General features: G+C 43.6%; 15 protein-coding genes. 4 read left to right on the top strand and 11 right to left on the bottom strand.

Annotation, left to right across the window (positions count from 1 at the left end; genetic code table 11):
- Positions 1–16: 16 nt before the first annotated feature.
- From MKY11_RS02385 to MKY11_RS02375, 3 genes are all read right to left on the bottom strand, one after another.
- Positions 17–2,104, bottom strand: coding sequence for a BglG family transcription antiterminator (locus MKY11_RS02385; protein ID WP_342501806.1), 2,088 nt, complete (start codon positions 2,102–2,104; stop codon positions 17–19).
- 121 nt (positions 2,105–2,225) lie between these two features.
- Positions 2,226–3,308, bottom strand: a complete 1,083-nt coding sequence (locus MKY11_RS02380; protein WP_135010103.1) for a C45 family peptidase — start codon at positions 3,306–3,308, stop codon at positions 2,226–2,228.
- An 87-nt stretch (positions 3,309–3,395) separates the two neighbouring features.
- On the bottom strand, positions 3,396–4,028 hold the full coding sequence (locus MKY11_RS02375; protein WP_342501805.1) for a GDSL-type esterase/lipase family protein: 633 nt from the start codon (positions 4,026–4,028) through the stop codon (positions 3,396–3,398).
- Between the two features lie 415 nt (positions 4,029–4,443).
- Here MKY11_RS02375 and MKY11_RS02370 point away from each other — a divergent pair, with 415 nt between their 5' ends.
- Positions 4,444–5,079, top strand: coding sequence for an FMN-dependent NADH-azoreductase (locus MKY11_RS02370; RefSeq protein WP_024720223.1), 636 nt, complete (start codon positions 4,444–4,446; stop codon positions 5,077–5,079).
- 34 nt (positions 5,080–5,113) lie between these two features.
- Here MKY11_RS02370 and MKY11_RS02365 read toward each other — a convergent pair whose 3' ends face one another.
- The 8 genes from MKY11_RS02365 to MKY11_RS02330 all read right to left on the bottom strand — a co-directional run bounded on the left by MKY11_RS02365 (position 5,114) and on the right by MKY11_RS02330 (position 11,788).
- The gene (locus MKY11_RS02365) at positions 5,114–5,887 is read right to left on the bottom strand and encodes an IclR family transcriptional regulator (RefSeq protein ID WP_047946144.1); all 774 of its coding nucleotides are present in this window, start codon (positions 5,885–5,887) and stop codon (positions 5,114–5,116) included.
- Between the two features lie 14 nt (positions 5,888–5,901).
- Positions 5,902–6,906, bottom strand: a complete 1,005-nt coding sequence (locus tag MKY11_RS02360; RefSeq protein WP_342501804.1) for a biotin-dependent carboxyltransferase family protein — start codon at positions 6,904–6,906, stop codon at positions 5,902–5,904.
- Positions 6,903–7,649, bottom strand: coding sequence for a 5-oxoprolinase subunit PxpB (gene pxpB / locus MKY11_RS02355; RefSeq protein ID WP_342501803.1), 747 nt, complete (start codon positions 7,647–7,649; stop codon positions 6,903–6,905). The genes MKY11_RS02360 and pxpB overlap by 4 nt, the downstream gene beginning before the upstream one ends.
- Positions 7,650–7,668: 19 nt before the next feature.
- On the bottom strand, positions 7,669–8,460 hold the full coding sequence (locus MKY11_RS02350) for a putative hydro-lyase (RefSeq protein ID WP_342501802.1): 792 nt from the start codon (positions 8,458–8,460) through the stop codon (positions 7,669–7,671).
- A gap of 4 nt (positions 8,461–8,464) precedes the next feature.
- Complete coding sequence (locus MKY11_RS02345; protein WP_007498097.1) at positions 8,465–9,682, bottom strand: NRAMP family divalent metal transporter; 1,218 nt, start codon at positions 9,680–9,682, stop codon at positions 8,465–8,467.
- Positions 9,683–9,706: 24 nt separating this feature from the next.
- Complete coding sequence (locus MKY11_RS02340) at positions 9,707–10,465, bottom strand: 5-oxoprolinase subunit PxpA (RefSeq protein ID WP_342501801.1); 759 nt, start codon at positions 10,463–10,465, stop codon at positions 9,707–9,709.
- A 173-nt stretch (positions 10,466–10,638) separates the two neighbouring features.
- Positions 10,639–11,394, bottom strand: a complete 756-nt coding sequence (locus MKY11_RS02335) for a Cof-type HAD-IIB family hydrolase (protein ID WP_008347194.1) — start codon at positions 11,392–11,394, stop codon at positions 10,639–10,641.
- A 127-nt stretch (positions 11,395–11,521) separates the two neighbouring features.
- Entirely contained in the window at positions 11,522–11,788 is a 267-nt protein-coding gene (locus MKY11_RS02330) for an excalibur calcium-binding domain-containing protein (RefSeq protein ID WP_080673874.1), read from the bottom strand.
- Positions 11,789–11,973: 185 nt separating this feature from the next.
- On the opposite strand from MKY11_RS02330, the gene MKY11_RS02325 reads away from it, so the two are divergent.
- From MKY11_RS02325 to MKY11_RS02315, 3 genes are read left to right on the top strand one after another with little or no spacing between them, the layout of a single operon-like run.
- Entirely contained in the window at positions 11,974–12,351 is a 378-nt protein-coding gene (locus tag MKY11_RS02325) for a VOC family protein (protein WP_058336799.1), read from the top strand.
- A 25-nt stretch (positions 12,352–12,376) separates the two neighbouring features.
- Complete coding sequence (locus MKY11_RS02320; protein ID WP_017358499.1) at positions 12,377–12,670, top strand: DUF5316 family protein; 294 nt, start codon at positions 12,377–12,379, stop codon at positions 12,668–12,670.
- 31 nt (positions 12,671–12,701) lie between these two features.
- Positions 12,702–12,944, top strand: a complete 243-nt coding sequence (locus MKY11_RS02315; RefSeq protein WP_327878062.1) for a DUF2651 family protein — start codon at positions 12,702–12,704, stop codon at positions 12,942–12,944.
- Positions 12,945–12,980 lie beyond the last annotated feature (36 nt).

Here is a 12,980-nt window from a genome sequence, read left to right as displayed (position 1 = left end):
GCTCTCGGCTTTTTTCTTACCATTTTGCCTCTTTGACAAATTGATAAAAAAGTTGATGTAATTTCTGTTCAATCTCTTCCTTTGTTCCTTGTTCATAAAGTGCCATGCTTTCTTCGCTTTCAATGATGGATGAACTGATCAGGCTAAACATTTCAGCCCCTTCTTTGCCAAGCTCTAGCGGCGCCAGCATGAGGAGCATTCTGGACATAAGCTGCTGCCCGCCATCCATGCTTTTGATCTCGTATGCCTCATCAAGATCATAGATATGAAAGACCGGTTTCTTAATGAGATCATGCTTTAAGTGAAAAAGAGCAAACTCGGTTCCTGGAATGCCTAAACCACCTTGCTGCTCACGCTCAAGCAAACCGGCTGTCACTTCGTCTGCACGTTCTAAATAGCCTTGACTTTCAACCTGACGCATCAGCTCTCTCATTGTTGACTCATGCTGCTCTGTCGTCTTCTTTTTTTCGATTGTAAAATGGGACAAGATGCTGCGAATCACTGACATATAATTCGTGATTTGCTCTGCCATTCCTATCATATCAACCGTTTCCTCCACCGATTCTTTTGCAGATTCCTGCGCTCTTTTTTTCTCAATCAGATAAGGAATTTTTCGTTTAATATGAGACTTGACCCGCACTGCGTCATCCTCGTTTAAGAGCGGGCTGACCATAATGTAATCAATATGCTCATAGGGGATCGGCACGGTTGATACGATCATGTCATAGCTCGCAGCGTCGATTTCCTTTAGCTCCATTAAGGAAGATAGATCGAATTTGGCGATCTCAGGCAATTCTTTTTTTAATCGTGATGCGAGCATTTTTGACGAACCGATACCGCTTGAGCAAACGACCAATGCATGAATCTTGGTTTCTTCTTTTTTAATTTCAAGCACCGAACCAAAATGAAGCACGATAAAGGCAATTTCATCCTCTGGAAATTCGATCTCAGGAAAGAAGCGCTCCACACCTTCTTCAATCGCCATGAACAGCAAGAAGTAGTCTTTTTTTATTTGTTGTGTGAGCGGATTATAAATCCGCATCTTTTCTTTTAAACGATTCATAGCTGGTTCAAGATGAGACACGAGTCCCTCATACAATGAATCGTTTTCATTTAAATGATAGCCTGTTTTATGAGAAATAAAGTCAATGAGTTTCTTCGTTCTCAGCGCGATATCTAACTCAATCTCATCAATGCGGTATTCTGCCGTAAAGCTTCGATTTGCACTGCGCAAATGGATGGTCATGTATCCAACTTCAGCTTCAGGAATCTCTACATTAAACATGCGTTCTAATGCTCGTGCGATTCTGAGTGAAGATTCAAATTCCTTCGTCCGCTTTAATTCAAGCAATTCTTCCTCTTCCATCCGAATGGTTTCACCGATTTGAATGCGTTCAATGGCATAGGTTAAGTGAACGACAAGTGCAATATAGGCACTATCTGACAACGAGAGAGAGAGTCTGTTTTTCAAATGAAAGAGCAGCCTTTCTACCTTGAGCAGCTGTCCTCGACTGACTACCCCAAACACCTTTTCAGTCGCTTTCGTTCGATGTTTAATATTCATCTCAATCGTTTCGAGAAATAATTGAATGTCGAGACGGTCAACGATCAGGTTCCCGACAATTTTTCGTTTGGCTTCCTCCGGCCCTTTTAATTCAATGCCGTACCCACGCTTGCGGATAAGCAGTAAACCGTAAGGAGCGATCCAGTCCGTCAGTTCATCTAAGTCGTAGCTGATGGTCGCATTTGTGACCTGCAAGTCGGCTGCAAGTGTATATAATTTCACCGGTTCTTTTGCTTCAAGCAGGGCACACAGGATTAAGAGCTTCCGTTCATCAGAACTATATTCAATTTGATCTTCATTTGAAATATGAGACAGAAGCCGCTGTTTGTCTTCCTGTTCACCGACCGCCTTCAAGCCCTTCCCCGGCTGTTTATCAAGTGATAGGTTGTAATTCTTTAAAATAGGTTTAATGGATTTAAGTTCTCTATGAATGGTTCTTGTACTTACCTGGACAGAATCGGCGATCTCACGAATGGTGACATAACGATTTTGCTGAATCATATATTTGATCACTTTCTGTTCTCGTGCCGTTATGTACATGAAATGCCTCCTTCTGCTTAAATAGGTCTATTGTCACACTTTAATATAAAACGCTTTCACTGATCGATGCAACCTGAAGTTGATCTAAATTTGGCACACAGGCTGTGACAAAATGAAAGACTCACACGTTTCTCCAAAAGGAAGGTCCATAATCCTTTTGATGAAATTGAATCGTTTGTTCATGAAATGGCAGTGTGCCCCCGACCTTTAATGAATAGGTAGGATTATAGACGGGAGAGCCAAAGCAATACTCCATCGTCCCTTCCTCCGGCCGAAACATGACGGTTCGCATCGTCCCAAACAGCTCTTCATAATTGTGCACAGTCAGACCAGCAGGGTATTCTGCCTGAAATAGTTCCGTCAGAGACTCGCTTGACGGCTGTTCTTCTAAAGCTTGAATTAACATGTCGTACCTGACAACAGAATGATGTTTCGTCAACCCTTTTGCCGTGTGATCAGCGAGCGGATGGTTCGTAGCCGCAATAAATCCACGCTCCGGCCTTCTCACCTTTTTTTGCCCATCAATCATTTCAATCACAGCCGCCTCTCCCTTCCGGTCAGCAAGCATGAGGTGAACATTAGACGCGACGGGCATTTCCTGTACCAAACGGACGGCATCCTCCACCGTTTTACAGGACTCTAGCACAGCACGAATGACATGATATACTTGCAAGCCAGCAACAGCCGGCGGCTTTAAGCCTGGTTCGTTGCCAACAGGCGGACCGCATGCAGAAAATGTTACCGATAGACCATGCTCATTCATCCCATCCGATCGACCAAATAAGATTAATGATGAGCCTGTATGGACTGCTGAGCCCTTCACATGCGTAGATACAAGACGCATATCATCAAACAGCGGAGAAAAATCATAGTTGCGCAGCATCACCGTCTGTTGATTGGCAGCCTCATTCCCCTGCATCACACAATGGGAACAGCCTGGCTGAAGATGCGAAGAATAGAAAAAGGTCAAATCGCTTTCATCTATTTGCATTTCATCACAAAATCCCGAGAGCTCTTCTTCTAACTGAGGAAGAAACGGTCGAATCAGCTGCTTTGTTTCCTTCACAGCCTCTTTTGATAACGGTTCTGATTGAATGTATTGTTTCTTAAGCAAAGGGCGTTCCTTCAGCCAAATAGCCTGCTGCTTTCCTACCTCATAAGCTGTTCCTTTCAATTCATGAAAATACGCACTCATCTCCTGCATGCATCCACCTCTTTTGTCTTAGTTTCTTTTATCATATCGAAACAGCCCTTCATTTAAAAGAATGAAAAAAACTGTAATCCCGCGGGATCACAGCTGTTTGCAGGATTTTTGAAACAGCGCTTCTGCCATTGCTTCATATCCTTTGTGGTTCGGATGAAATTGATCAATCGATAAGTATGCGCTTTGATGACCTTCAAATACACCGTAAATATCCACCACTTCTACATGTGGATTCGCAGCAAGCTGGCGAAGGTGATGGTTGTATTGCTTCAGCCATCTCTCGGCGATCGGAATCTCAGGAAAAGGATTATATAAATTCAATAAATATACGCAGTATGGTTGATGCTGCCCTCTTTTTATCAGGGCGATTTCTTGAACCATTTTGCTAAAATTCGCCTGACAATGCATAGACGCTTGCAGCAGTTTCTTTTCATCTTCACCTTTTTCATACTGCAGAACAGCTTGAACAAGATCATTCCCGCAGCCTGTGATGGTGATGATGTCAGCATGAGCAATCGCCCGCCTTACATCAGACCGCTGAAAAAGCTGCAAGATCTCTTCCGTTGTTAACCCTGATTTCGCAAATACGGACAGTTTCACCGGTATATGCAACTTCTTTTCAAGCTTCGCCGCATATCGCTCCGTAAAACCGCCGCCAAATAAACGTGCCCCCACCCCAACCGTTAAGGAATCTCCAATCGCAACATAGGATCGTCCCACTCTTATCCCTCACTCTCTCCTGCCTTCTCTTATATATACGAAAAAGAAGAGCAAATGCTTGTAGCAGATGGCTTAAAGGCATCCACCTTTTTTTCAAAAACGCAGGATGAGTCGCATTTACAAACACTTTACTTGCGATATCGATCCATTTTTTGTTCAATGGGAGTAGGGTTTTTTTGCTTAAATCGCAGACTTGAAGCGTTTCAGAAAAATTTACAAACTTTTTATCTTGATTTCAAGACTTTATACCTTGACTTCAAACTATATAGTGATTACAATGAAAATATCAGTTTTTATGTAACTGTGCTTGTTACATCTTTTTCATAGCATTCCAATATGATTAAAGATGCCACATATTCAGTGTATCTTTGGGATACACTAAAAAAATCATTGAAACAGGAAGGATTGAATGAACATGGCAAAAGTTTTATACATCACTGCACATCCGCATGATGAAACAGTTTCTTACAGTATGGCTACTGCTAAAGCATTTATCGAATCTTATAAGGAAGCAAATCCAAGTGACGAGGTTGTACATATCGATTTGTACAAAGAAAACATTCCTCACATTGATGCAGATGTATTCGCTGGATGGGGCAAGCTTCAATCTGGTGCTGGCTTCGATACACTTTCAGCTGAAGAGCAAGCGAAAGTTGCTCGCCTAAACGAATTAAGCGATCAATTCGTTTCTGCTGACAAATACGTATTTGTTTCACCACTTTGGAACTTCTCATTCCCACCAGTTCTTAAAGCATACATCGACTCTGTTGCTGTAGCTGGTAAAACATTCAAATACACTGAGCAAGGTCCTGTTGGATTACTAACAGACAAAAAAGCGCTACACATCCAAGCACGTGGCGGATACTACACTGAAGGTCCTGCTGCTGAACTAGAAGCAGGTCACCGTTACCTTGGAACAATTGCAAACTTCTTCGGTATTCCTTCTTTCGAAGGTCTTATTGTTGAAGGTCACAATGCTGAGCCTGCAAAAGCAGAACAAATTAAAGCAGATGCGATCGAACGTGCAAAAGCTTTAGGTAAAACTTTCTAATTATGAACACGCAAAAAGCCAATGATCTTAACGGTCATTGGCTTTTTATTTGTTCAGTTGCAAAACCTAATTCTTTTGAAATGCCGCTGGCCGCTTTTTTGACCTGCTCAATTAAATAAGGAAGCCGTTCCTTTTGATAGCCAGCCTCAAACCCTGCAATACTAATGCCTGCTGCCACTTCTCCGTGATGATTGAAAATGGGCGCTCCAATAGCCGCAGTATAGTTTTCAAGCTCTGAATAGCTTAAGGTATATCCACGCCTGTTTGATTCTTCGATCATGTTTCGCAGGACATCTTTATCGGTAATGGTTCCGATCCCGATTTTCCCGAGCTCTACCGAATCAATATAGGCAAGTCTCTCTTCCTCTGGCAAAAAGGAGAGAATACTTCTCGCACAAGCTCCCGCATATAATGGGGATCTCCTTCCGACAGCGGTATAGAGCCGGACAGGCTGCGTTCCTTCCATTTTCTCCACATAAATGGCTTCATCTCCTTCACGAATAATGAGCTGAACAGCCTCACCTACCTCATCACGCAAGTTTTCCATAAAGGGCCTTGCAATTCTACGGATATCAAGGCGGTCTGCGACAAGCTGACCGTATTCAAGGAACATTAATCCTAATCGGTAAACACCTGAAGGATGCTTTTCTAATAACCCCATATCGGCTAACGAGTTGGCCATTCGGTGTACAGATGTTTTGGGCATGCTCGAGAGCTCAATCATGTCATTTAACGTTAATTGTTCGTGTGTGATAAAAAGCCGTAATATCTCCATTGATTTCACAACGGTTTTATTTGTGTTCTGCATGTTCCTCACCTTTTCTAAAACGAAAATGCTTCGAGTTTTAATCTTGCCGTCAGGTCCTTCATCTCTGCTTCTTGTGTGAATAAGGCTTTCTCTGCTTCTTGGCGGTCAATTTGTTGAAACGTGAGATTCGCTCCAGGCATCGCCTGCGCAATGAGCGGCAAATCGACTGTTGCCACCTCACCAATACGGGGATATCCACCTGTCGTTTGACGATCTGCGAGCAGAATAATCGGCTGGCCGTCAGGAGGAATTTGAATAGAGCCAAAAGCAACCGCTTCTGAAATCAATTCAAGTTTTTGCTTTAAACGAATCGGTTCCCCTTTCAATCTGCATCCCATACGATCAGATTGGGGAGTGACCTGATAAGACCGCTCGAAAAAAGCTTGCTGCGATTCTTCCTGAAAATGAGATAAATGTCTGCCTGCAAGCACCCGAATGACTGGTGATTTCCCGAGAGGCAAAAAATGCGCATGATTGACTGTCCAGTCTGGCGCACGTTCCCCTTTGCTTTTTAACATGTGAACGAGGCGCTCCGCCAGTGGTGACGGTTCTCCAATTGGCAGGACATCTCCTTTTTCTAGCGGACGCCCTTCTATCCCGCCTATCTTCGCTCTGACGTACGTACTTTTACTTTTCATCACCGGCTCAACATCAAATCCACCGGCTACAGCGAGGTAGGAGCGGCATCCCCTCTTACAAGGGCCAAAGGTGATCGTGCTTCCTGCTCGAATGAAGAGTGGTTTCCATAGAGGCGCTTGTTCCCCGTCAATCTCAATCTCCACATCAGCACCGGTCACGGCGATCAGCTGATCCTTCTGACATGTCAACACTGGGCCGGGCCCCATTAAAGTGATTTCCAGCACCGCTTCGTTTTCTTGATTCCCGGTGAGGATGTTGGCGATTCGGAGTGAGAGCGGGTCCATGCTGCCGCTCGTTAACACACCGTACTTCTGATAGCCTATTCTCCCTTTATCTTGAATGGTGGTGAACATTCCTGGCTTGATGACATGCATACTCAACGATCTTCCTCCTTCATGCTGAAAAATTCCTTTTCAGACAGTTGAACAAATCGAACCTCGTCCCCTGCCTTTAGTAGACTAGGTCTCTCAGCATTCGGCCGAAATAAGGACAAAGGGGTTTGTCCAATGAGCTGCCAGCCTCCGGGTGTAGATATCGGATAAACCCCTGTCTGCTTCCCTGCAATACCCACAGATCCTTTTGGAATCGACATTCTTGGTGTTTGTCTGCGCGGAGCTGCAATTTTTTCAGAAAGTCCGCCTAAAAACGGGAACCCAGGAGCAAACCCAATCATATAGACAAGATACGTCCCGGATGTGTGAATGCGTACAACTTCTTCAGGCGTCAAATCATTGATATGGGCGACTTCTTCTAAGTCAGGACCGAGCTCTCCTCCATAACATACAGGAATGTCGACGATCCGGCGCTTTGCCTGATTCCCCTCCTGCCAGTTGTCTTCAAGGAGGTTTTCAATATAGTCTTTGACCCATTCATACGGAGAGATCGAACGTTGCTTAAGCTGAGCAGATTGATACACCTTATAGGGCTCATAAAAGACGGTCACGTTTGTAAAAGCTTGAACAGCTTCCACATATCCTTCAAATGGATGCTGTTCAATACATGAAAACAGCTGCTTCACACGCTCATGAATGTCTTCACTTATATCAGTCCCGGCTTGGATGACAATGGCTGCGTCTCCTAGCGGGTGGAACGTGATCGTATCTTTTATCGTTGAAAATGTCACTCTTATGACACCTCTCTTTCTACAGGACACCGAGCTTTTGATCTCTTACATCTGTGATAAACATATGACCGGGTGCATGGGTGATCGCAATGTCTGGCTTAGTGTGCATGACGATGGCTTGCGGCGTCACACCACATGCCCAAAACACCGGAACTTCCCCTTCTTTGATCACAGATGGTTCTCCAAAGTCTGGTTGATCTACATGTTCAATGCCAATCACAGCTGGATCACCTATATGGATAGGACCGCCATGTACCGATGGGAATCTAGATGTCACCTGAACACTTCTTGTGACTTGATGCGCTGGGATCGGCCTCATACTGACAACCATCGGACCATGGAATACACCTGCCCTTTCACATGGAATGTTCGTTTGATACATTGGGACATTATGACCGTCTTCAATATGGCGGACAGGAATGTCATTCAGCATAAGTGCATGCTCAAACGTAAAGCTGCATCCGATGAGAAAGCCCACCATATCATCCTCCCAATAGGAAGAAATATCTGTTATCTCTTCTTGAAGAACCCCTTTTTTGTAAACACGGTATTTAGGGAAATCCGTTCGAATATCGGCATCAGGTGCTGAACGCCTTGGCACTGGATCACCTGGGTCGAGCACATCAAGCAAAGGGCACGAAGCCGGATTCCGCTGACAAAATAAAAGAAAATCGAAGGCCAGCTCTTTTTTGACGATCATTAAGTTGGCTTGCGCAAATCCCTCAGCAAAGCCAGCCGTTGGTCCTGTGATCTTCTGCTTACGAATCAATTCCCTTATTTGTGACGGCTCATAGGTTTGATATGCTTTCATGTGATCAGCTCCATAGTTTTGGAATTTCATTCATGATGGTATATCCGCCCATGATTGCCATGATGACAACAACAAACGCACCTGTTGCGGTCAAAAAGAATGGATGGCGATAATCACCGACAATTTCTTTTTTATAGGCAGCAATCAGCAATGTTCCGAGTGCAAGCGGCAAGATCAATGCATTGATGGCCCCAACCAAAATCAATATGTTCACAGGTCTTCCAATCGTTATAAAACAAATGGTCGAGAGCGCAATGAATCCAACGATAATGCCTCGTTGATTTTTCTCGATTTTTGGTGAGAAGGTTTTAAAGAAGGAAACGGAGGTGTATGCTGCTCCAATGACTGAGGTAATGGCAGCAGCCCACATAATAATCCCGAACATTTTATATCCAACATTTCCAGATGCTAATTGAAAAACAGACGCAGGCGGGTTCGACGGATCAATCTGTAAGCCTTTTGAGACAACTCCTAGAACGGCTAAAAATAAAGCCACACGCATCACGGATGTGATCAAAATACCGAAAATGGAACTTTTCGTCACTTGCGGCAATGCTTCCTTCCCCTTAATGCCAGCATCCAGCAGACGATGACCACCAGCAAAAACGATATAACCACCAACTGTCCCGCCGACAAGTGTGACAATGGATAACATGTCAATTTTCTCTGGCACGAAAGTTCTCATAACCGCTTCTCCAACTGGCGGTGCTGTGGAAATAGCCACATACAGCATCAGACCAATCATGACAAAACCAGCGATTTGTGTGAATCGGTCCATCGCTTTTCCTGCCTCTTTGATGACAAAAATGAGAATGGCAATGACTGCACTGACCCCAGCCCCTATGCGGGGATCGACGCCGAATATGACCTGAAAACCGAGACCTGCACCAGCGATATTTCCAATATTAAAGGCAAGACCCCCAATGACAATCAAACAGGCTAACACATATCCGAGCCCCGGCAGAACCATATTGGCAATGTCCTGTCCTCTTTTTTCCGAGACGGCAATGATACGCCATACATTTGTTTGCGCAAAAATGTCTAGTAAAATGGAAATCAAGATGACAAACCCAAAGCTAGCTGCGAGCTGCTGTGTGAACACCGTTGTTTGTGTTAAAAATCCCGGTCCAATGGCGGACGTTGCCATTAAAAAGGCTGCGCCCATCAGCATAGAACGGTTCCCTTTTGGAGCTTTCATCTGTTTGGCTTTCTCTCTTTTCATGCTGTTTCCCCCTTTGATGACGATTTATCGAAAGGCCTTGAGTTGAATAGTGGCTTCTTTTAGCTCCGCTGTAATGGTTTTTGCAAATTGAAGCGCATGACTGCCATCCCCGTGGATGCACACCGTATCTGCTTTGAGCTGAACATCTTCCCCTTGCACTGTCCGCACTTTCCCCTCTCTTACCATACGGATGACCTGCTGAACTGCCCTTTCATCCTCTTCAATAAGTGCATGAGGTTCACGGCGGGATGTCAGTGTCCCGTCTGGTTGATACGTCCGATCAGAAAAAACTTCATGTGCCACTTGAAGACCGATTCTTTCCCCTGCTGACGCAAGTTCACTGCCTGACAGCGCAAATAACACAAGGTTAGGATCAATATCATACACAGCCTTTGCAATTGATTCAGATAATTCAGTATTTTTAGCCGCCATGTTGTAAAGGGCACCATGTGGTTTGACGTGCTGCATCATGCCGCCTTCTGCTTTCAGAAAAGCTGATAGTGCACCAATTTGATAGATCACAAGATCATAGGCTTCCTCTGCTGAGATAGCGATTGGACGTCTGCCAAAACCGACTAAATCTTGCAGACCTGGATGTGCACCAATTTGAACCCCTTTATCCAGTGCCATTTTAACCGTCTTTCTCATCACAGTTGGATCTCCCGCATGAAAACCGCATGCAATATTGGCTGAGGTAACATATTCAAGAATTTGTTCATCTGAACCGATGGTGTATTGACCAAAACTTTCTCCCAAATCACAGTTAATATCCACTTGATACATAGGACCCCTCCTTGTCGTTCCGAATTGCGGAATAGAAAGTCCGAATATTCGAATTTATATTGATTATACCAACTTTGAATAGACTGCACATGAAATTGTCAGAAAATATAACAATAGAACTAGGAGAAAACAAAAAAAGTGAGAGGTCATGTCCTCTCACTTTTTCTACTCGTTTATTTAGACAGCACCCAATGTTGGATGGCTTTTGCTACCCCGTGCTCTGTATTAGGAGCCGTAATCCAATCAGCCGCTTCTTTCACAACTTCTTGTGCATTGCCCATTGCAATGCCTAATCCGGCTTCTTGAATCATCGCCATATCATTCAGACTGTCGCCAAGTGACATGACGTTGTCCATTGTGCAGCCAATGCGTTCTGCTACTTTTGCAAGAGCTGCCGCTTTGTTAATGCCTGCTGCATTGACTTCGATATTGGTTGGACTGGAATTCGTGATTTCTAGCTGTCCATTTGTTTTCAATGTATGGAGGACTTCCTCACGAACAGCATCGTCATGAATATCAAAACCAAATTTCAACCATTCGTGGTCATGAATGCGTTCAGGGAATTCTCCTCTCCACACCTTATCCACAGTAGATGCCCAGTAATCGGTTTCGTATCTGTTTTTTAGATCCCACATCATCTGAACGTGATCAGGATGCAGCAGTTCCCGTTCGATCAACTGGAAGTTTGAATCCCAAATTTCACTTCCGTTCGCTGTGACAAGATAAGAAGAGAGTTTCAGCGGCTCGACCAGCTCTCGGCATGTCATCAGCGTACGTCCTGTGCTAATCACCACATGGACCCCTTTGGCTTCTGCTTCTTTAATGGCTTGTTTATTTTCCTCAGGAATGACGTGCTCACTGTTTAACAGCGTGCCATCCATATCAATGGCAATCAATCGGATGTCTTTCTTATCAGCTTGTGTTGACAAATTGAGTACCCCACTTTGTATCATTTTTTGAATCTATCTTTATTTTAATATAAAGATGAAGATGGCACAAAGGGACGAGTTTGATCCCAAAGAAAAAAGACCTTGTGACAGGTCTTTTTTCTTCTTCTTAACGTTCACATGCGATGCCGTCTTTATCACGGTCAAGGTGTGTATTTTTTAAGTAGAGTGCTTTTGATACATAAGGCTTGTACTTCGTTTTTCCACCTTTGTTTTTCGTATTTTTGCTTTTTGCCACGCCGCCTTTATACACTTTGTTGAGTGCTTTGCAGTTTTTGTACTTGACTGTCTTTGCATCCGCTGTGTGAGTGTCAACTTGTGTAAAGCTAAGTAAAAGACCGAAAGATATGACAGCCACCATGATTTTTTTCAACATGTAAGTTCCCCCCTGTTTTTTCTCATTTTACATTTTTATCATATGTCACCACATTTTGTTTTTCAAGACGAACGAGGTAGGAATATTGGTTTTTTTGGAATTAAATGAATCTTATTGCCTATGTGGTAAAATGAGTGGGAAACCTTTCCGGTTTTGACACGTATATGAAGAGAGGAGCTTTCCACATGAAAATGAAATATACCATTCTATATGTAAACGATGTTGAAGCAAGTATTCAGTTCTACCATCATATCCTCGGTTTCCCGATTAAATTAAGAGTTGAATCCTATGTTGAGTTTGATACAGGAGAAGTGACCTTATCGATTAATTCACGCCAAGATGTGAAAGAGTCACTTGGTCTGCCTGTTCCAGAGGCAGTTAGCTCGTCACAAACGTTTGAGATTGGCTTTGTTGTGGATGATGTGAATGAAACAATTGCATCCTTGAAGGAAAAAGGAGTACCTGTCATCAAGGAACCTGCCAAGAAGCCGTGGGGACAAACGGTCAGTTATGTGTCTGATCCTGATGGACATTTCATTGAAATATGTGATGCGGTCTCCTAATAGCTGTCTGAAGGAGTGAAGCATAATGAGAAAGAAACATGCTTTTTTTGCTGGTGTTTGCTCCATGCTGTTGATTTGCAGTGCGGCGCTCATATTACAGCACCATGAATGGATTGGATTCGTCAGTGGTGGAATCTCTATTATTGCGTTCGTTGCATCTGGATTTCTTATGGGTGCATGGACCAACGGGGAAGAGGCACGAGCGGCCTATCACTCTGAAACAAAAGAACACCGGATGTTTCGTCTTGATACGGCTTTTCTTTTCATCATCTTTGCCCTTCCGCATATGGGTGCAGCACTGTTGTATGTTTTTATGTAAATAGTTGATTTGGTTCAAAGGAGTAATTAACATGGCTGTTTTTGTCTTATTCGTTGTATTTGGTTTACCTATGATCTCTTTGCTGATTGGTATTTTCGGCACATTGTTTTTAAAGAACATTTGGTTTCCTACATTGATTGTGCTGGTTGCGAGTGTGATTCTGATGTTCACCTCTATTGGTGGAAATGAATCTTTTCTCATTTGGGTCATCATCTACACAGCCTGTGCATTTCTCGGTGCGTTCATTACAAAGCGATTCCAAGTTGTTTCATAAATACTCATCAAAAAAAGAACAGTTTACACTGTTCTT

It is taken from the genome of Bacillus sp. FSL W7-1085, assembly GCF_038595035.1.
GTDB lineage: Bacteria > Bacillota > Bacilli > Bacillales > Bacillaceae > Bacillus > Bacillus altitudinis.
Note: the sequence above shows the minus strand (reverse complement) of the source record. Positions and strands in the feature narration are given on the sequence as shown.